This window comes from Maribacter sp. 4G9, from assembly GCF_002742265.1.
GTDB lineage: Bacteria > Bacteroidota > Bacteroidia > Flavobacteriales > Flavobacteriaceae > Maribacter.
Window position 1 is genome coordinate 15,326 of record NZ_MDGL01000123.1, and the last position, 18,834, is coordinate 34,159.

General features: G+C 41.1%; 18 protein-coding genes and 2 tRNA genes. 7 read left to right on the forward strand and 13 right to left on the reverse strand.

Translation table 11 applies throughout. The annotated features are described in order from the left end of the window. Nucleotides 1-71: 71 nt before the first annotated feature. The 6 genes from BFP75_RS11430 to BFP75_RS11455 all read right to left on the reverse strand — a co-directional run bounded on the left by BFP75_RS11430 (nt 72) and on the right by BFP75_RS11455 (nt 4,393). Nucleotides 72-590 carry a GNAT family N-acetyltransferase gene (locus BFP75_RS11430; protein ID WP_099545519.1) on the reverse strand — a complete coding sequence of 173 codons (519 nt, stop codon included), beginning with the start codon at nt 588-590 and terminating at the stop codon, nt 72-74. A 3-nt stretch (nt 591-593) separates the two neighbouring features. Beyond that, nucleotides 594-1,085: a DUF192 domain-containing protein gene (locus BFP75_RS11435; RefSeq protein WP_099545520.1), complete on the reverse strand. Its 492-nt coding sequence runs from the start codon at nt 1,083-1,085 to the stop codon at nt 594-596. Nucleotides 1,086-1,098: 13 nt separating this feature from the next. Further along, on the reverse strand, nt 1,099-2,061 hold the full coding sequence (gene lgt / locus BFP75_RS11440) for a prolipoprotein diacylglyceryl transferase (RefSeq protein ID WP_099545521.1): 963 nt from the start codon (nt 2,059-2,061) through the stop codon (nt 1,099-1,101). A gap of 88 nt (nt 2,062-2,149) precedes the next feature. Next, nucleotides 2,150-2,383, reverse strand: coding sequence for a membrane protein insertion efficiency factor YidD (yidD, locus tag BFP75_RS11445; protein WP_410504085.1), 234 nt, complete (start codon nt 2,381-2,383; stop codon nt 2,150-2,152). Between the two features lie 101 nt (nt 2,384-2,484). Continuing rightward, nucleotides 2,485-2,859 (reverse strand): DUF779 domain-containing protein, encoded by a 375-nt coding sequence (locus BFP75_RS11450; RefSeq protein WP_099545523.1) that lies wholly within the window; start codon nt 2,857-2,859, stop codon nt 2,485-2,487. A 10-nt stretch (nt 2,860-2,869) separates the two neighbouring features. Beyond that, entirely contained in the window at nt 2,870-4,393 is a 1,524-nt protein-coding gene (locus tag BFP75_RS11455) for an aldehyde dehydrogenase family protein (protein ID WP_099545524.1), read from the reverse strand. A 204-nt stretch (nt 4,394-4,597) separates the two neighbouring features. Between BFP75_RS11455 and BFP75_RS11460 the strand changes: the two genes are divergently transcribed. Further along, nucleotides 4,598-5,515, forward strand: coding sequence for an AraC family transcriptional regulator (locus tag BFP75_RS11460; protein WP_099545525.1), 918 nt, complete (start codon nt 4,598-4,600; stop codon nt 5,513-5,515). A 6-nt stretch (nt 5,516-5,521) separates the two neighbouring features. Here BFP75_RS11460 and cysS read toward each other — a convergent pair whose 3' ends face one another. Both cysS and folE read right to left on the reverse strand, forming a co-directional pair. Further along, nucleotides 5,522-7,000, reverse strand: coding sequence for a cysteine--tRNA ligase (gene cysS / locus BFP75_RS11465; protein WP_099545526.1), 1,479 nt, complete (start codon nt 6,998-7,000; stop codon nt 5,522-5,524). A gap of 15 nt (nt 7,001-7,015) precedes the next feature. Beyond that, nucleotides 7,016-7,696 carry a GTP cyclohydrolase I FolE gene (folE, locus tag BFP75_RS11470; protein WP_099545527.1) on the reverse strand — a complete coding sequence of 227 codons (681 nt, stop codon included), beginning with the start codon at nt 7,694-7,696 and terminating at the stop codon, nt 7,016-7,018. 246 nt (nt 7,697-7,942) lie between these two features. Here folE and BFP75_RS11475 point away from each other — a divergent pair, with 246 nt between their 5' ends. After that, complete coding sequence (locus BFP75_RS11475) at nt 7,943-9,400, forward strand: T9SS type B sorting domain-containing protein (RefSeq protein ID WP_099545528.1); 1,458 nt, start codon at nt 7,943-7,945, stop codon at nt 9,398-9,400. Between the two features lie 48 nt (nt 9,401-9,448). Here the strand turns inward: BFP75_RS11475 and BFP75_RS11480 are convergent, their stop codons facing one another. Together BFP75_RS11480 and BFP75_RS11485 are read right to left on the reverse strand one after the other, a co-directional pair. After that, a complete protein-coding gene (locus BFP75_RS11480; protein WP_099545529.1) occupies nt 9,449-10,954 on the reverse strand; it encodes an OmpP1/FadL family transporter in 1,506 nt (501 codons plus the stop codon). A 28-nt stretch (nt 10,955-10,982) separates the two neighbouring features. Then, on the reverse strand, nt 10,983-12,317 hold the full coding sequence (locus tag BFP75_RS11485; protein WP_099545530.1) for a hypothetical protein: 1,335 nt from the start codon (nt 12,315-12,317) through the stop codon (nt 10,983-10,985). Between the two features lie 95 nt (nt 12,318-12,412). Between BFP75_RS11485 and proS the strand changes: the two genes are divergently transcribed. From proS to rpsT, 4 genes are all read left to right on the forward strand, one after another. Continuing rightward, nucleotides 12,413-13,888 carry a proline--tRNA ligase gene (gene proS / locus BFP75_RS11490; protein ID WP_099545531.1) on the forward strand — a complete coding sequence of 492 codons (1,476 nt, stop codon included), beginning with the start codon at nt 12,413-12,415 and terminating at the stop codon, nt 13,886-13,888. A gap of 80 nt (nt 13,889-13,968) precedes the next feature. Next, a tRNA-Glu gene (locus BFP75_RS11495) sits at nt 13,969-14,040 on the forward strand. Nucleotides 14,041-14,078: 38 nt separating this feature from the next. Continuing rightward, nucleotides 14,079-14,150 (forward strand) — tRNA-Glu (locus tag BFP75_RS11500). A 50-nt stretch (nt 14,151-14,200) separates the two neighbouring features. Continuing rightward, entirely contained in the window at nt 14,201-14,452 is a 252-nt protein-coding gene (gene rpsT, locus BFP75_RS11505) for a 30S ribosomal protein S20 (RefSeq protein ID WP_099545532.1), read from the forward strand. Between the two features lie 781 nt (nt 14,453-15,233). On the opposite strand, the gene BFP75_RS11515 is transcribed toward rpsT, so the two are convergent. Both BFP75_RS11515 and rho read right to left on the reverse strand, forming a co-directional pair. Next, entirely contained in the window at nt 15,234-15,875 is a 642-nt protein-coding gene (locus BFP75_RS11515) for a hypothetical protein (RefSeq protein WP_123803426.1), read from the reverse strand. A 122-nt stretch (nt 15,876-15,997) separates the two neighbouring features. Next, the gene (rho, locus tag BFP75_RS11520; protein WP_099545535.1) at nt 15,998-17,605 is read right to left on the reverse strand and encodes a transcription termination factor Rho; all 1,608 of its coding nucleotides are present in this window, start codon (nt 17,603-17,605) and stop codon (nt 15,998-16,000) included. 202 nt (nt 17,606-17,807) lie between these two features. On the opposite strand from rho, the gene BFP75_RS11525 reads away from it, so the two are divergent. Then, nucleotides 17,808-18,218, forward strand: coding sequence for a DUF4293 domain-containing protein (locus BFP75_RS11525; protein WP_099545536.1), 411 nt, complete (start codon nt 17,808-17,810; stop codon nt 18,216-18,218). Between the two features lie 52 nt (nt 18,219-18,270). On the opposite strand, the gene BFP75_RS11530 is transcribed toward BFP75_RS11525, so the two are convergent. Further along, the gene (locus tag BFP75_RS11530; protein WP_099545537.1) at nt 18,271-18,765 is read right to left on the reverse strand and encodes a metallophosphoesterase family protein; all 495 of its coding nucleotides are present in this window, start codon (nt 18,763-18,765) and stop codon (nt 18,271-18,273) included. Nucleotides 18,766-18,834 lie beyond the last annotated feature (69 nt).

An 18,834-nucleotide genomic window follows, 5' to 3' on the forward strand; every position in this document is an offset into this window, starting at 1 on the left:
TTGGTTTTTGAACATTTCTTTTTTTGAGGTAATTAGATTGCCATAAAAAATCCCTCCAAGAGGGCTTCATATTATCGGTCTATTCTAAAAATATATACAGGATTGTTCTTGTATTCCGTTCTTTTTTCCAGGTGCATACCATTGTTTATGGCTACTTTTTTGGAAGGTTCATTATCAATATGGATGATGGAAATAAGATGGTTGGCCCATCCTTTTTTGAAGGCGGTTAGCTTACATTTTCCTGCAGCTTCTGTGGCAAAGCCATTTCCCCAATATTTTGGAAGAATAGAGTATCCTATTTCGAGTTCCTGTTGGCCATCCACAATTTGTACCAGTAAGCCACACAGACCAACTAGTTCCTCTGTGTCTTTGTTTATTATGGCGAACATTCCTCCCAGATCTTTTTCATAGCGTTCAAAAACCCGGTCAAATTGTTGGGAACAGGCACTTATTGGGTCTTTGGGTAGTCCAGACCAGTATTGGGAAGATCTTGGGTCTTCATGGAAGGGCAGCCAGGCATCAAAATCGGCCATCGTTAATTTTCTGAACTTTAGCCTTTCCGTTTCCTCGCTTTCCATGGAGTAGTTCATGGGCTAAAGTCTTATGAACGAAATCCTATCCCCAATTTCAAGGGACCAAGCATCCGAAAGGCCCCCATTTACTTCCAAAACATATTTTACCGGTAATTTGGAAGATAGACCGATCTCATTATAGGGTTGGGCGTTTTTTTGGATGCTGGCTATTTTTAAATTTTCGTCTATGAAGATGATATCCAAGGGAAACTCCATATTCTTCATGTAAAAGGAATGCATGGCAACATCGGGAAAAATGAAAAACATTCCCTGGGTGGTTTCCATGCTTTTTCGGTACATGAGTCCGGTTTGGGTCTCATAATCGGTTTCCGCAATTTCAATATCCAATTGTTGTATTAAGGAATCCGATTCTTGTCTGTAGATATCCAAAGAACCTTCCTTCGTAAAGGTCACCGGGGTAGTTTTGATTACCTTTTTCGCTTCTTCCTTGCAAGAGGACAATCCAATGAATAAAACAATCGTTATGCCCAAAAAGTATCTTGAAGCGCACATATCGGTAACCGATTTATGATGTTTTTATAGGTCTGAACATGAAATAAAAGCCTAACAGGATAAAGGGAATACTCAACCATTGTCCCGTTGATAGTAAACCTAGGGATTCTTCAAAACCCCCTTGGCTTTTCTTTACAAATTCCACAAAGAAACGAACGGTCCACAATAAAATTAAAAATAAACCAAAAAGATAGCCCGGTTTGTTCTTTTTATCGGTTTTCCAATATAAATAGTATAAAAGAACGAAAACAAAAATATAACAAATCCCTTCGTAAAGCTGTGCGGGGTGTCTATAGGGTATCTCTGCCAAATATTGTGAAAATTGCGGGTCGTTTTCAATAGCATCGTAGGCGGCGTTCAAGGTTCTTTCCTTGGTTACGCCCAAGGCCTTTGACGGATGCAGGTCATCCGAATCCCGAATGAACTTCGTCGCAAATATGAAAGATTCGTCAACCTTCTTTCCATTGATTTCAGAGTTAAAGAAATTTCCAAGACGCACACAAAAGGCTCCTATGGCAACCGGAATGGTAAGTCTATCAAAAATCCAAAGCATACTGAAACCTTTATGTTTACGGGTGAACAAATAGGTGGCAACAATAATACCAATGGTTGCCCCATGGCTGGCCAGTCCCGTAAACCCGGTAAATTCATAACCATCAACGAGGCCAAAAAGAAGACTGCCCGTATCGCTCTCCCTTATTGGTAAAAGTATTTCCAGCAAATGATTTTTATAATAGGGCCAGTCATAGAAAAAGACATGCCCCAGTCTGGCTCCCAGCATGGTTCCCAAAACGGTATATACAAAAAGAGAATCTAGTTGTTCTACCGATTTTTTTTCATTTACGAATATCCTCTTCATAAGATACCAACCAATGGCAAAAGCGATGATCCAAAGCAAATTGTAATACTTTATTTGGATGGGGCCTAAATTAAAGAGGGTCTCGTTGGGATTCCAAATAATTCCTAAGAAGTACATGCGCGACGATTTAGAGGGGCTAATATACGTAAATAGGACCGATTACCTCCTACGAAATATCCTCTCGAATTTACAGTTTGTACAATTTTTAGGGTACGGGGTCATATCCTTTTCCTCCCCAGGGATTACAACTGAATATTCTTTTGACGGACAACCAGCCTCCTTTAAAAAGGCCATGCTTTTTCAATGCCTCCAAGGTATACTGGGAACATGTGGGCGAATACCTGCAAGTGGCCGGAGTATAGGGTGAAATGGCCAATTGGTAAAAACGGACCAAAAGTACAAAAGGAGCTATGAGTATTTTTTTAAACGTAAGTTTCAACAGCATGATTTTGAGGGGACAAGTTACGCATTATATCCTGTTGAAAAAGTGAAAGGCCCGTATGTTCTACAGGCCTTTTTTAAATGATATATAATTTTTAATTACTCCCCTACCCGAACAGGGGCTAAGTTTTCCGCCTCTTCCGGAGTATAAAGTCGGGATTTTATGATAAACCGAATGCCCATGGGTATTTCCAGTGAAAAGCTTGCCCCTCTACCGGGAGTTACATCGACGGTAAGTTGGGTATGTTTCCAATATTCAAATTGATCCTTTGAGATATGAAATTCACATCCCTCAATAGTTCCCAACCAAATATCGTTATCATCGATCATCAATTCGCCTTTAGGAAAGCACATGGGGGAAGAGCCGTCGCAACAACCCCCACTCTGGTGAAACATAAGATCACCGTGTTTTTCCTTGAGCTCCCTGATAACTTCGGCGGCTTTATCACTTACCAGTACCCGTTTGGTTTTCATGTTCTTTCTTTTAAAAGAATCCCATTGGCTTCTTATCGTAAGAGATAAGCATGTTCTTCGTCTGTCTGTAGTGGGCCAACATCATTTTATGGTTCTCCCTGCCTATTCCGGATTTTTTATATCCACCAAATGGGGCATGTGCGGGATAAAGGTGGTAGCAGTTTACCCAGACCCTACCTGCTTTGATGGCCCTGGAAACCGTATAGGCCTGGTGTGTATCCCTGGTCCAGACCCCGGCCCCCAGACCGTATAACGTATCATTGGCAATTTCAATGGCTTCGGCCTCATCCTTGAAGGTAGTTACACAAACGACGGGTCCAAAGATTTCCTCCTGGAACACCCTCATTTTATTGTTTCCTTTTAGCACTGTTGGCTGAATATAAAATCCGCCTTCCAAACCTTCATTGTACGCCTGTTCACCACCGGTCAACACCTCACAACCCTCTTCCTTGCCAATTTGGATATAGTTAAGGATTTTTTCAAACTGGTCGCTGGATGCCTGGGCTCCCATCATCGTGCTTGGGTCTAGGGGATGTCCCATTTTTATCGCTTTCGTTCTTTCTATAACACGTGCCATAAAGGCCTCAAAAATACTTTCCTGTACGAGCATCCTAGAGGGGCATGTACAGACTTCTCCTTGGTTAAGGGCGAACATATTGGCCCCTTCGATACACTTATCAAAGAATTCATCATCTGCGTCCATAATATTCTCAAAGAATATATTTGGGGATTTTCCACCCAATTCCAAGGTAACGGGCGTAATGTTTTTGGAGGCATATTGCATAATCAATTGTCCGGTCGTTGTTTCTCCGGTAAATGCGACCTTATTGATCCTTGAGCTTGATGCCAAGGGTTTACCTGCTTCGGCTCCAAAGCCGTTAACGACGTTAAGAACACCGGCGGGAAGAATATCCTGTATCAACTCAACAAGAACGAGTATCCCTACAGGGGTCTGTTCAGCGGGCTTTAGGACGACACAGTTACCTGCTGCCAATGCTGGGGCCAGTTTCCAAACGGCCATCAAAATAGGGAAGTTCCAAGGAATGATCTGTCCAACTACTCCCAAAGGCTCTGTAACGTTCAAGGCAACGGTATTACTGTCCAATTCACTTACGGATCCTTCTTCGGCCCTGATAACGCCGGCAAAATATCTAAAATGGTCTATGGCCAATGGTAAATCGGCTGCCCTCGTTTCGCGAATGGCCTTGCCGTTGTCCCAAGTCTCGGCTCTCGCCAAAACCTCCAAGTTTTTTTCCATGACATCGGCTATTTTTAAAAGCATATTGCTTCGTTCTGTTGCCGATGAATTGTTCCAGGAAGACGCTGCTTCCCATGCCGCATCAATGGCTTTTTCAATATCCTCCGCAGTAGATCTCGGGATTTTTGTAAATGATTTGCCGTCTACAGGCGAGGTGTTTTCAAAATACTCACCTTTTACAGGTGCAGTCCATTTTCCACCAATAAAATTCTCATATTGGTTCTTGAATGTCGGTTTTTGTAGCACGTCTTGTGCCACGGTTGCAGTGTTGCTCATATCTTAACTGTTTTAAAAATTAAAAATTGGTTCTGTGTTTTTCAGTTCTTTAAAAAAGACTCCTCTAAAATTACATATTGAAAAGTGTAATGGTCTGACGAATTCTATGAATAACATGAACAATCCTATCATTATTTATTATAATGATTTATTTAGATATAAAATTTTGTATATTCCATATTGTATGATTGATATTATTAAGGAATGTTAAAGTTGTCCGATACAATTTTGGAGGGAAGACGATTGGAAACCATGGTCGAAAACCAAACCTCCTATACGTTAAAAAATGCAGCCATGCATGTTTTTGAAACCCATGAACAAGCTGAGAAAGTGTTGTTGCAATTCAACCAACCTGTTTTGGCAAGTATGATCGAAGGGAAAAAAGTAATGCATCTTAGGGACTATGAATCGTTTGATTTTTTGCCGGGCGAGTCTCTGGTACTCCCGGCCAATGAAACCATGTGTATTGACTTTCCTGAGGCCAAATCCAAAAATCCCACACGTTGTTTGGCCATGGCCATTTCCGAAGATAAAATCAAAAATGTGCTACAGTTCATGAACGAAAGCATGACCAAGGATGACGAGAAGGAATGGAGCTTAATGGATTACAACTTCCATTTTGTGAACGATCAAGGAATTTTTCAGATTCTACAACGACTGCTTTTTCTTTTCTCCGAAAACCATCCCTCCAAGGATTTCTTTGTTGATAATATGCTACGGGAACTTATCATTCGAATTTTACAGACCAACGAGCGTAAAATATATACCAGTTCGCAGATAGCCATAAACAGTAATAACCGACTTTCCTTTGTAATCAGGTATATTCGCGAAAATTTACATGAACCTTTGAACGTTGAGGATTTAAGCAAAAAGGCCTGTATGAGCCCGTCCCATTTTCACAGGATCTTTAAAAATGAACTGGGAATTTCGCCCATTGAGTTCATCAATAACGAACGGATTAAACTGGCCACTGGATTATTGCAGGATCCGGGATTGAATATCAAGGATGTTTACATGCAATGTGGTTTTGAAAGTAGGTCTTATTTTAATCGCGTGTTCAAACATAGGCAGCAGCTCTCCCCGGGTGAGTACCAATCGCAGCTTAAAACGATACGGTACTAAGTGCGTTTATAAACTATAGGTAGTTCCCTCTTTGCCGTCTTTGAGCTGAATGCCCAAGGCTGCCAATTGATCTCTTATTTTGTCGGACGTGGCAAAATCCTTGTTTTCCCTTGCCTCTTTTCTAAGTTGAATCAACAACTCAACCACCCCGCTCAATTTTTCCGAGTCCGCACTGGAACTTTGTTTGTCCTCCAATCCCAATATGTCAAAAACGAAATTTTGCATGGTCTCTAGAAGCATTTCCTTATCGTCCTGAATAAGTGTCTCCGAGCCTTCTTTGATGAGGTTTATGTGCTTGACGGCATCAAATAGTTTGGCAATAAGTATCGGTGTGTTAAAGTCATCGTTCATGGCGTCATAACACGTCTGTCTCCATTCCTTAACATTAAAATCCGACTTGTTTCCCGTGGGTAAGGATTTTATGGACTTTATCGAGTCCATTAATTTGTTGAACCCTTTTTCCGAAGCCAATAGGGCATCGTTGCTTATATCCAAAATACTTGCATAATGGGCCTGCATCATGAAAAATCGAATCATGGGAGGGGAAAAGGGTTTGCTAAGAATGTTGTTTTCGCCAGAGAATATTTCCCCTGGAAGAATACTGTTTCCGGTGGATTTGGCCATTTTTTTGCCATTTAAGGTCAGCATGTTGGCGTGCATCCAGTATTTTACGGGCGATTGCCCATTGCTAGCTTCGGCTTGCGCTATTTCGCATTCGTGGTGCGGGAACTTTAGATCCATTCCGCCTCCATGGATATCAAAGGTTTCCCCAAGATACTTGGTGCTCATCGCCGTACATTCCAAATGCCAACCGGGAAAACCATCGCCCCAAGGTGAGGGCCATCGCATGATATGTTCTGGCTCCGCTTTTTTCCAAAGGGCAAAATCCTGTGGGCTTTTTTTATCGTCTTGGGCTGTGAGTTCGCGGGTATTGGCAATCATGTCCTCCAATTTTCTTCCGCTTAATTTACCATATTCGTTGGTCTCGTTGAACTTTACGACATCAAAATAAACGGAGCCGTTCACCTCATAGGCATAGCCTTTCTCCAGGATGTCCTTGATGATTTCAATTTGTTCAATGATATGCCCCGTTGCCGTAGGTTCTATACTGGGTGGAAGAAAATTGAATTTCTCCAAAATATTGTGAAAGTCCACGGTATATCGTTGAACGACTTCCATAGGCTCCAATTGTTCCAACCGTGCCTTCTTTGCAATTTTGTCCTCGCCATCCTCTGCATCATCGACTAGATGGCCTGCATCCGTAATATTTCGCACATACCTCACCTTGTATCCTAAATGACGGAAGTACCTGAAGATCATATCGAAAGACATGAAGGTCCTACAGTTTCCAAGATGTACGTTACTATATACCGTTGGACCGCAGACGTACATGCCTATATGGCCCTCGTTTATGGGAACAAAGGTTTCTTTTTTTCCTGTAAGTGAATTGTGGACCCTTAAAGTTTGCTCTTGGTACAATTGCATTTTATTGGGAGGGGATTAAAATTGCGTATCCATGTTTATATACTCCAAAAACTCGTTGCGAACAGCTTCTTCCTTGAATTTACCACCATATTCCGCAGTCACGGTACTACTTTCAATATCGCGGATACCCCTGGAATTTACGCAAAGATGTTTTGCATCGATGACGCATGCCACATCTTCGGTTCCAAGTACCTTTTGCAATTCCCTTACTATTTGAATATTGAGTCTTTCCTGTACCTGAGGCCTTTTGGCATAGTAATCTACGATACGGTTCATTTTAGATAGGCCTACCACGGAGCCATTGGAAATATAAGCAACGTGTGCCCTACCAACGATTGGCAATAAATGGTGTTCGCAGGTGGAGTATAGGGTGATGTTTTTTTCCACCAACATTTCCCCATATTTGTATTTGTTGTCAAATGTGGAGGAATTGGGCTTTCTATCAGGATGGAGACCTCCAAAAATTTCCTTTACGAACATTTTGGCTACCCTGTTTGGCGTGCCCTTAAGGCTGTCGTCCTCAAGATCCATTCCCAAAGTGAGCAGTATTTCCCGAACACTTCCCTTGATTCTTTCTATTTTTTCTTCATCACTTAGTATGAAGGCATCCTTTCGTAAAGGGGTTTCTTCAGATGAAGAAATGTGGTCATCTCCCAATTGTTCAAACTGTTCCTCCAATGTTCCCTCTGTTTTCATTTAAGACAAACTTTAACAAGGGGCAAAGATATACATTCTATGGCACTTTATACCATGTGGTGGTTCATTGGTACTATAAATCGATGTTAAGTTTAAGGATTTGGTTCTGTTGGTTTTGCCCCCTTTTAAGAAGGGCTTAATTGTCCGTTCATCGATTAAGTGCCCAAATAAATCGTTGAAAAATACTAAACCTTATATAAGCCAGTTATTATATACGTTAAAGTATAGTACTAGCCCCATTGAAATATGCGAACACTTCTGTTTGTAACCTGTTTATTGCTCCTGATTTATTGGGATGTCAACGCGCAGAACTCCCCTGACTGTAGAACAGCCATTCCTGTTTGTGCCGATGCTCCTATTATGGGCTTGGCCGATGGTGGCGGCGATATAGATGATTTTGATCCGGAGGTCATCCGGCAAACCGGTTGTTTGGAAAAGGGCAGTGTAAGCTCTGCGAATATAGAAAACAATACCTCTTGGTTCGTATTCAGGGCGGGTACCGGGGGTCAGGTAGGTTTTGATATTGAAGCATTGCCTTCTGGCGGGAATTCAACCCCTACCGCAGAATGGGATTTTGCGGTCTTTGGTCCGTATGACGAATTGGGCGGTCAGAATTTTTGCTCCATCATTGGTGATGGTACTTCAGAGCCCATTCGATGTAATTATGAGGTAAACAATACCAATTTTACCGGTATTGGTGTGAATCCAGAGAACGGTCAGGAAGGAGCAGCCTTTTTGGTGGGAAGCCAAAATACCTATGATGAATGGTTGGATGTACAGCCTGGGGAAATCTATTATATTCTTATCAATAATTTCAATACCAACTTTGACGGGGACCCAGAGCCTTTCATGCTAACCTTTACGGGGAATTCTGTAAATGAAAATCAAAATACGGCCTTGGATTGTACCCTAAGGGACGAATTTTTAGGTTTGGATATTATAGCTTGTGAAGGTGATCCGGATATCGTGTTGAGTGCCTTGAATTCTCCGGCAGGTTCCGATATTGCAAATGTCGAATGGACGGTAGATTACGACGACGATGGTACGGTTGATGGTATCTTGGCCGGCTCAGGTCCTTTTGGGGCCGAATTGGTAGTTACCAGTCCAAATTCCGGGCGATATTTCGCTTCGATAACTACCGCATCTGGAACTCCACCAACTGTAGCAGATTTAGGGGGTATTCTGATAACCTTCTACGGCATTCCAATTCTTGATAGGGTAGAGGTTTTAGAAACAAATTTGTCCGTTGACCCTGACGCCAACAACGTGGAGATATTTGTAGATGGGGATGGTGATTACGAGTATGCCATCAATGGAGGGGCTTTTCAAGATGATCCCGTTTTCCTGGATATTCCACCAGGAATCAATACCGTGGTAATTAACGATAAAAATGGTTGTGGCACAACGGAACCCGTTGAATTTTTGGTCGTTGGCTATCCCAAATTTTTTACGCCTAATGGGGACGCCGTTAATGACGAATGGAACGTAAAGGGAATCGAGACGCTTTCAAATCCTATTGTATATATTTTTGACAGATACGGAAAGCTTTTAAAACAGTTGGGCGCCGTAGAGGGTTGGGACGGCACTTACAATGGCAGACCCATGCCATCGACGGATTATTGGTTTCGGTTTGAATACGAAGAGGATAATGCAGGGGTATTGGTGGCAAAAACAAGACAATCGCATTTTACCCTAAAGAGATAAAAAAGGACCGATTCGTTCGGTCCTTATTCAATAATATATGTATACTGATTAAAAATTCAGGGTATAGCTCAATGTAGCATTGGTGTTTGTCCTTGTTATTATTGCTGGGGTATCCAAGCCTGTGTCAAACAGTCTTTCGTTCACATCCCTAGTAGTTCTACTAAGGGCCAAATCCAAGCGGCTGCCGCCAAAATTGAACCCGATTCCCGCGGAATAACCATTTAGGTCGTCCATAGTAACACCATTGACATAAGGGCTTTGTTCAAATCTGTAACCTCCGCGAAGGCTCACCATTCCCACACGATATTCGCCCCCCAATCTTAAAGTGGATACACTGCCCAACTCATTTGTAATTTGGTTGTTAATGGTTTGAAAATTACTGTCATTGGTAGGTCTTAACTCGGATTGCGAAAAATCCTGATATCCGTAATCCAAACTTAACAATCCGTTTTTGCCAAAGACCAAGGCCAAGCTTCCGTTTAATTTTGCAGGAGTCTTTATGGTATAGGTATCGAATAGGTTTACGATATTAAAATCTATAAAGTTGATGTCCTCATCGGCCAAATCGGAATTTATTCTTTGTGAGAAATCATCTGTAAGTCTGTACCAGGTTGGGGATTGATAACTGGCGCCCAAACGAACAAGCTCGTTCAATTTGGCAATTGCTCCTAAACTAAAGGAAAATCCATTACCTTCCGTACTTAATAAGTTATCAAATGATGTATTCTGTATCGGAGAATCCGAGTTATAACCGTTTTCAGTAAACTGGGTTAATTGGTCATATATGACATTGTGAAAATTTAAGGAAGCCCCTAGGTATAGATTATCCCTAAATTGACTGGCGGCATTCACCGTAAACTTGCTGTTGTATCCCGTTGTCGTTTTTAAAAACTCTTGGTTGACGGATGAGTAGCCTGTATTACTTATGTAATTAGTGGTAGCGTCATCTTGGCTTTCCGGATCTAACACCCCCCCATAATAACCAAGAAATGCCTGTTGGTCCCTAAATCCCTGTGATGCGCCAATATCAAGATAGGCATCTTCAATAAACTCATCCTCTTGAATCAAAATAGAGCCAAAAGGAACGCCTTGGGCAAAATTTAAAAAGTAATTATCGATACCTTGATTACTATTTCCTGTAATAAATACCTCATTTTCATAACTTTGTGCCATATCGTAATTAAAGGCCAAGGAAAACTTTTTCCAGTCGGAATTTTCATCCGTGTTATTAAAGACAAAGGCTCCACCTATTTGGTTCAAATCAATTTCATTTCGATTTGAATTCGCGGAAGTACCAAAATAATTAGCGTCGTTTTCCCTCCTAAAGTGGGTGCCGGAGAGGGTCATTAAGCTATTGTTGAAAACTGCCGAACCCGCAGGGTTTATATTAATGGCAGACATGTCTCCGCCCAGTGCCCCAAAGGCGCCACCCATGGCTTGGAATCTTGCTGTGCCAGGAAGTTCTTCCTGTCCGTAGCGGAGTACGTCAGTTATATTCTGTGCACTTCCCACTAGACAAAGGGATAGTGTTATGAAAGTGAATATTCTTTTCATTCTTGCAATTTTTTAAAAATAATAGTTATTAGTTACTGCGACCGCCTGAAGACCTACCTCCTCCAGAAGACCTACCTCCACCAGAAGATCTTGAAGAACCTCCGCCACCGGAACTTCTGTAACTACCGCCGGAGCTGCTTCTTCCAGAACTATAATTGCCTCCGGAACTGCTCCTTCCTGAGCTATAACTTCCACCGGAATTGTAGCCTCTGCTGGTACCCATACTTCTGGAGCCCCCATAAGAAGAACTACTTCTGCCAGAGCTAGACCCTCTATAGGTAGACGTTCTTGGAGTAACGGCTCTACTGGTTCTGCCTGTCATACCACTTCTATTATAGGTGGATGATGATCTTGCGGTTCCATTAGAGTAGCCATTGCTTCGGGAATTGCTATAATATCGTGGTGTGGCCCGTGTGCTCCTATTGGTTCTATAGGCCCTGTTTTGGTCTACGCTAACGGTTCTTCTGCTTAGGGAGCTACTCCTTGTATTAGAGGAACTCCTAGCGGATACGGCCCTTGAATCAGAAGTCCTGTACCTAGGTGAGGTACTCCTTGTATTTACGTTTGACCTACCGCGTAAGGCAGTTGAGCCATTATTGACGGTGTTGTAGTAACCACGTCTTGTGCGGTTGTTGGAGAAAGCATAGTCTCTACGGAAATTTCTATTGAAACCATTGCCATAGTAACCTCCCCAGCCCCAATTGCCGGCCCAGCCCCAACGGTTCCATCCATTCCAACCCCAGTTGTTCCAGCCCCAACCGTAGCCTCCCCAGCCCCAGTTGTTCCAACCCCAAGGATTGTTCCAGCCCCAGCCCCAACGGTTCCATCTGTTCCAGCCCCAATTGTTCCAGCCCCAACCGAAGCCGCCTCCCCAGCCCCAATTGTTCCACAGCCAAGGATCGTTCCAGCCCCAACCGAAGCCACCCCAGCCCAAATTGTTCCAGCCATTGTCATAAACATTTATAACAACGTTTTGGCCGTTATCGCCCCAGCCACCAAATCCTTGGTAGTCGTTTGGGCTATCGTAATAATCGGTCAATTGATCTTGCGGGATGCTATCGTTAAGGTCGTTACTGGAATAGGAATCCACGTCCGTGAATATTTCACTATCTAATATCTGGTCATATTGATCTGCTTTTTGTCCAAAATAGTCCGTAAAGGTATCTGACTCTTCTACACGTGTTGTAGGATTGTACTGCCTGTCCGGTCTACGCTCCACGGTTCTAGGTGCATCATCGGCATAGATTCCGTCGTTGTCGTAATACGAAGCTTGTTGGTATGAACCACAGGAAACCACTAGCAGTGCCAGTGAAGCTACCGTTAGGCCATATAAATATTTGGTGTGGGATGTGGAATATATCATCGTTCTAAAATTATATTGTTGAACATAGTAAAAATAACTAGTTTTACCGCATTATTTTCTTTAATAAGCACAAGTTTTGTGCCAAACTCCGAACAATGGGTAAAAATTTGACTTCTAGAAGCGAGGACTATTCCAAATGGTATAATGAATTGGTAGTTAAGGCTGATTTGGCCGAAAATTCCGGTGTAAGAGGGTGCATGGTCATAAAACCGTATGGTTATGCCATCTGGGAAAAAATGCAGGCCGGTCTTGATAAAATGTTCAAGGATACGGGGCATGAAAATGCTTATTTTCCGCTTTTTATTCCTAAATCATATTTGAGCAAGGAAGCAAGCCATGTGGAGGGCTTTGCCAAGGAATGTGCCGTTGTAACACACTATAGGTTGAAGAATGCGGAGGATGGAAGTGGTATTATCGTGGATCCAGATGCTAAATTGGAAGAGGAATTGATCGTTAGGCCCACCTCTGAAACCATTATCTGGGATACATATAGAAAATGGATCCAATCCTATAGGGATCTACCCTTGTTAATAAACCAGTGGGCCAACGTTGTCCGATGGGAAATGCGTACCCGACTTTTTCTTAGAACGGCGGAATTTCTTTGGCAGGAGGGACATACGGCACATGCCACGGAACGAGAGGCAATTGAAGAGGCTGTCCAAATGATGAACATATACGCCGAATTTGCAGAGGATTATATGGCGGTTCCCGTTATAAAAGGTGTTAAAACACCCAGTGAACGATTCGCAGGAGCCTTGGAAACCTATTGTATAGAGGCATTGATGCAGGATGGAAAGGCATTGCAGGCAGGGACGTCACATTTTCTTGGGCAAAATTTCGCAAAGGCATTCGATGTGAAATTTGCAAGTAAAGAGGGAGGAAAGGAATATGTTTGGGCCACCTCTTGGGGCGTCTCCACAAGATTAGTTGGCGCTCTTATCATGACACATTCCGATGATAATGGCCTTGTGTTACCACCAAAACTTGCTCCTATCCAAGTAGTAATCGTTCCTATTTACAAAGGATTGGAACAATTGGATGAAATCTCCGAAAAAGTAAGGCCTTTGGTCAAGGAATTAAGATCAAAGGGTATCTCCGTAAAGTATGATGATCGCGATACTCAAAAACCTGGTTTTAAATTCAACGAATATGAATTGAAAGGTGTACCTGTTCGATTGGCCATAGGGCAGCGTGATTTGGCGAATGGCACCTATGAGGTTGCCAGAAGGGATACGCTTGAAAAAAGTACGGTTCCCGTCAATGAAATTGTAGATAAAATAGAGTTCTTATTGGACGACATTCAAAAGTCAATATACAAGAAGGCATTTGAGTATAGGGAAAACCACATTACCCAGGTAGAAACGTACGAGGAATTCAAGGAAGTATTGGAGACCAAAGGAGGGTTTATATCCGCTCATTGGGATGGAACACCCGAAACGGAAGATCGCATAAAGGAGGAAACCAAAGCAACAATTCGTTGTATACCATTAGATGCTAAGGATGAGGTTGGTAGTTGTATTTTGACAGGAAAACCATCTATAAAGAGAGTGTTGTTCGCCAAGGCCTATTAAAAGATTTTAAAAAATAATATACGGGAGTTGCGATAGTAAAAAATAATTGTATTTTTGCATCCGCAATTACGTAAAGTAATGGCCCGTTCGTCTAGGGGTTAGGACGCCAGGTTTTCATCCTGGTAACAGGGGTTCGATTCCCCTACGGGCTACTGAAAATATGGGAACCTTTGTTCCGAATAAGCTTAATGGCCCGTTCGTCTAGGGGTTAGGACGCCAGGTTTTCATCCTGGTAACAGGGGTTCGATTCCCCTACGGGCTACTAGAATTAAATGGATGTTACAGTCCAATAAAAATATAATTAGTTAAAAGATGGCAAACCATAAGTCGGCATTAAAGAGAATCAGAAGGAACGAAGCGGTACGTTTACGTAATAGGTATCAGCATAAAACCACCCGTAATGCAATTAAAAAATTGCGTACGGAGGAGAACAAGAAGGATGCAGAGGCTTTGTTGCCAAGCGTAGTAAGTATGATTGATCGTTTGGCAAAACGTAATATTATCCATAGCAATAAGGCTTCTAACTTAAAAAGCAAATTGGCTAAACACGTAGCTGCTTTGTAAGCATATTTGAAAATATTGGAAAAAGCCTCCTTTAGGAGGCTTTTTTGTTTTATAGAATTTTGAGGGACATGGATTGATTGGAATTCTAACTGAAAGCTTTTCTCCTCGCCTTTATGAATCCAAATATTAAAATACCATACATTATGGCAATAAGTAATCTTAGTACTGCTCTAAGTTCATACTCAACCCATATATCGTAAGCTATATAACCAATAATGTAGAGAAATGGAAATATGATATAAAAGCTCAGTAGTGCCAAACTAACCCAAAACATAAGATTATAGGGTTGGTAGATTTTTTGGTTTAAATCCATTTTATTTCTAAAATATAAAATAATGCAAAAAATTAACGACCAAGACCCTATTGCAATGGCATAGTATAAATTGGTGTCTAGTGGGTTTTGGAATAACAAGCTTAATAAATAAGCCAATATTGTTACTATGGCCACCTTCATAATCCACTTTCTGTATTTGGGATTATCAATAAGTCCCCAATAGACTCGAAAAAAAAACCCGAAGAATATTACCGCATAAATATTATATATTATGTCATTAAAATTGCTGTATTTAAGGTTTTGAAAAAAAGATATTTCATTATAATTTCTTACTAAATAACCTAAAATTTCATTGAATAAGGTATATGCAATTATAATAGGAAAGTATTTCAAGGCAGTATCATAATACTTTCTATAGGTGGCCAATGACACAAACAAGGTAATTACATATCCAATCATGAAATAGTTTTCTTTGATAAAAGTCCACGAAGTCATGAGGCACGATTTTTAGAAATCCGTTTTAGGTGGAGGTCCACCTTGACCAAAATTGAGTGTCAAACTTTTGCCTCCCTGTAAAGAGGAAGTGGATGAAAAACTAGGTAGAATTGAGGCCTCAGACCTTTGATTTCCTTTAAGGCCTTCATCTAGTTGTTCGTTTACCCAATCTCGGATTAACTTGGCCTTTCCTTCGCTATCAATAAATATTCCTCCATAATCTTTATTTACTGTTGCGGTAGGTAATAAGAATACTGTATTTTTTTTTGGATATTTTTTACTGGTATTTCCGTAATTTCCAAAATAGATACGAAGACTATCGGCCGTAGTCCCTCCTTTTTTCGCTTCTTGTTCTACATAACCGATATACTCTTTAAGCACATTAATATCAAAAGAAACAAATTGGGTGGGTACAAATGGTTTTCCATCAGGATGGGATTCCGTTTCCATCTGCTCAATGATCCTTGCTCTTCTTTTTTTATAATTTACATAGAGGGAATCAGCTTCTACCAGGGATATTATTTGTTTGGGAGCCTCATAGGTGATTTCTTGGGCTTCCATTTCCTGACTTTCTTTTTTAGGGTTTTCTTGGCAGGCTGTGAATAAAGTCGCCAACGCCATAAAAAGTAAAAATCTACTACTAATGGTTTTCATGCGATAAGTTCTTTTAGGTTGTTGTTTTGAGGAACTCCGTTAAAGATAGGATTTTATTTGGATCAAGGGCATAAAAAAACTCCAATGGGTGGCCATTGGAGTTCTAATGAATTTAGTTTTGACTATTGGTTCATGGTCATTAAAAACTCTTCGTTGTTCTTGGTTTGCTTGAATCGTTGCTCAATGAATTCCATCGCTTCGACCGGATTCATATCCGCCAAGTATTTACGCATTATCCACATACGTTGTAGGGTGTTTTCGTCCAATAAAAGATCATCACGTCTCGTACTGGAAGAGGTTAGATCAATTGCAGGGAATATTCTTCTATTGGCAATCTTACGATCCAATTGAAGTTCCATGTTACCTGTTCCCTTGAATTCTTCGAAGATAACCTCGTCCATTTTAGAACCTGTTTCCGTAAGTGCGGTGGCAATGATGGAAAGTGACCCGCCATTTTCGATATTTCTGGCGGCCCCAAAGAATCTTTTTGGTTTGTGTAGGGCATTGGCGTCAACACCACCGCTCAGCACCTTTCCGGAGGCAGGTTGCACGGTATTGTAAGCCCTTGCCAATCTGGTAATGGAATCTAAAAGAATCACTACGTCATGACCACATTCCACCAATCTTTTTGCTTTTTCGAGAACTATGTTGGCTACCCTTACATGTTCTGATGCCTCCTTGTCAAAAGTAGAGGCCACAACCTCTCCGCGCACATTGCGTTGCATGTCAGTAACCTCTTCTGGACGTTCGTCGATAAGAAGGATGATTTGATATACTTCTGGGTGGTTTGCCGCAATACCGTTAGCAATATCCTTCAAGAGCATCGTTTTACCCGTTTTAGGTTGTGACACGATCATTCCCCTTTGTCCTTTTCCAATGGGCGAGAATAGGTCAATGATCCTAGTGGAAATGGTACTCTGCTTTTCTGCAAGATTGAATTTTTCCTTAGGGAACAATGGGGTCAAATGCTCAAAGGAAACTCTATCACGCACTACTTGTGGGTCAATGCCGTTAATTTTGTTTACTTTAATCAAAGGGAAATATTTTTCCCCTTCTTTTGGTGGCCTTACATTTCCTAAAACAGTATCCCCAGGTTTTAAACCAAATAATCTAATTTGGGATTGGGATACATAGATATCGTCAGGTGAGGATAGATAATTATAATCGGAGGATCTTAGAAAACCATAACCATCCTGCATGATGTCCAATACTCCTTCGCTTGTAATAATACTGTCGAATTCATATTCAGGTTCCTTGTACCGGTTCTTTAAATCCTTGTCAAAATTACTCTTGTCATGATTGTTGCCGCGAGTATTAGGTTGTTTTCGATTGTTTTGGTTTTTATTCTGTGCGGGATTTTTTTGGTGTTCCCGTTTTGTGTCGTTGTCGTTACTTTTTGGACGGGTTTTTGGAACCCTCTGTTCGTTGGAATTGGATTTTGGTGAATCGATGCTCTCGGCAGCCGTTTTTTCCGGTGCTTTTACGGCAGGTTTATTTTCCTCCTTATTTTCTGCCTTATTTCTGGAAATTCTGGGTTTTTTGGATTTTGGTTTGTCGGTTTCCGTGGGTGCAACTGAAGCGGCAACTTTTGGATTTGCTGCCTGTAGGTCTAAAATTTGATAGACCAAGTCCAATTTTTTTAAGGTCTTAAATTTAGGAACGTTTAGTTCTTTGGCTATTTCCTGTAGTTCAGGAAGCTTTTTTGATTTTAAATCTGAAATCTCAAACATTAAGTATATAAATAAGTTGTATGTATTTTGATAAGGATAAGAAGTGCTATAGCTCTTAAGTTAAATAGGATAAAGAGGGGAAAGGTTTCCCTTGGTAAGTGTTAAAATCATTAACGTTACAATATTACAAATTATTTTCAATATTTGATGGATAATTCTTAAAAAGACCTTTATTTTTGTGCTTTTAAGGACACCAAGTAGGATGATTCAGAGAATTCAGACCGTTTATTTAATCGTTGTGGCACTTTTATCGGGTGTTTTGCCATTCTTTGTAAACTTATGGTCAGACGCAAAAGGACAGGAAGTGTATGCCAACAATGAAATTTTGGTATCCGTTCTCTTTTATATAAATGGTGCACTTGCCTTGTGGGCTATATTTTTGTACAAGAAAAGAAAGAACCAGTTTGTGTTGAACCGGTTGAACATGATATTAAATCTTTTTTTACTAGGACTTTTCGTTTATCGGTCCCTAAATCTATCCGGAGAAACTACGGTTTCTGAGAAGGGTATTGGGATGCTGATTCCTGTATTTTCTATCGTTTTTTTAGCCCTTGCCAATAGGGCGATCAAAAAGGATGAAGATCTTGTAAAATCTGTGGATCGTTTGCGTTGAACCTAACATCTTAGTAGTATTAGTGCGAAAACCCGGGGTAGTTCCCGGGTTTTTATCTTTTTCCAAGCTCTATAACTTCTAAATCCTTGATTTCCTTTCCATCTATACAGAACCTAAGCATGGTCCTAATTTGATGAAAACCATGTTTACCGCAAGCGCCGGGATTCATGTGCAGCACTCCTAGATTCTTATCCCACATCACTTTGAGGATATGGGAGTGCCCGCAAATAAAAAGTTTGGGGGGATTTTTTTTGATTTCTTCCCGGGTGTTGACATTGTATTTTGGGGGATAGCCACCAATATGGGTAATCCAAACATCTACGTCTTCGCACATAAACCTATTGTTCAAGGGGAATTCTTTTTGGATTTGATGGTCATCAATGTTGCCAAATACGGCCCTTAGCGGTTTTATGGACGATAGCGAATCTGATACCTCAAGCGAGCCTATATCACCTGCATGCCAAATTTCATCCGCCATTGAGGCATATTTTAAGATAGTTATATCCAGATGGGAATGTGTATCGGAAAGCAACAGGATTTTGGTCATTTGCGTAATTTGTCAATAAAAAGCCTATTCCGTTAATTTTTGGTTTTAATATCTTTGTTGCCCACAAAA

Coding starts and splice junctions, on each gene's coding strand:
- BFP75_RS11530 (WP_099545537.1), bottom strand. CDS start 18,765: ATGACCAAAATCCTGTTGCTTTCCGATACACATTCCCATCTGGATATA.
- BFP75_RS11430 (WP_099545519.1), bottom strand. CDS start 590: ATGAACTACTCCATGGAAAGCGAGGAAACGGAAAGGCTAAAGTTCAGA.
- cysS (WP_099545526.1), bottom strand. CDS start 7,000: ATGCAATTGTACCAAGAGCAAACTTTAAGGGTCCACAATTCACTTACA.
- BFP75_RS11475 (WP_099545528.1), top strand. CDS start 7,943: ATGCGAACACTTCTGTTTGTAACCTGTTTATTGCTCCTGATTTATTGG.
- BFP75_RS11485 (WP_099545530.1), bottom strand. CDS start 12,317: ATGATATATTCCACATCCCACACCAAATATTTATATGGCCTAACGGTA.
- BFP75_RS11450 (WP_099545523.1), bottom strand. CDS start 2,859: ATGAAAACCAAACGGGTACTGGTAAGTGATAAAGCCGCCGAAGTTATC.
- BFP75_RS11525 (WP_099545536.1), top strand. CDS start 17,808: ATGATTCAGAGAATTCAGACCGTTTATTTAATCGTTGTGGCACTTTTA.
- rpsT (WP_099545532.1), top strand. CDS start 14,201: ATGGCAAACCATAAGTCGGCATTAAAGAGAATCAGAAGGAACGAAGCG.
- BFP75_RS11455 (WP_099545524.1), bottom strand. CDS start 4,393: ATGAGCAACACTGCAACCGTGGCACAAGACGTGCTACAAAAACCGACA.
- lgt (WP_099545521.1), bottom strand. CDS start 2,061: ATGTACTTCTTAGGAATTATTTGGAATCCCAACGAGACCCTCTTTAAT.
- proS (WP_099545531.1), top strand. CDS start 12,413: ATGGGTAAAAATTTGACTTCTAGAAGCGAGGACTATTCCAAATGGTAT.
- folE (WP_099545527.1), bottom strand. CDS start 7,696: ATGAAAACAGAGGGAACATTGGAGGAACAGTTTGAACAATTGGGAGAT.
- rho (WP_099545535.1), bottom strand. CDS start 17,605: ATGTTTGAGATTTCAGATTTAAAATCAAAAAAGCTTCCTGAACTACAG.
- BFP75_RS11480 (WP_099545529.1), bottom strand. CDS start 10,954: ATGAAAAGAATATTCACTTTCATAACACTATCCCTTTGTCTAGTGGGA.
- BFP75_RS11435 (WP_099545520.1), bottom strand. CDS start 1,085: ATGTGCGCTTCAAGATACTTTTTGGGCATAACGATTGTTTTATTCATT.
- BFP75_RS11460 (WP_099545525.1), top strand. CDS start 4,598: ATGTTAAAGTTGTCCGATACAATTTTGGAGGGAAGACGATTGGAAACC.
- BFP75_RS11515 (WP_123803426.1), bottom strand. CDS start 15,875: ATGAAAACCATTAGTAGTAGATTTTTACTTTTTATGGCGTTGGCGACT.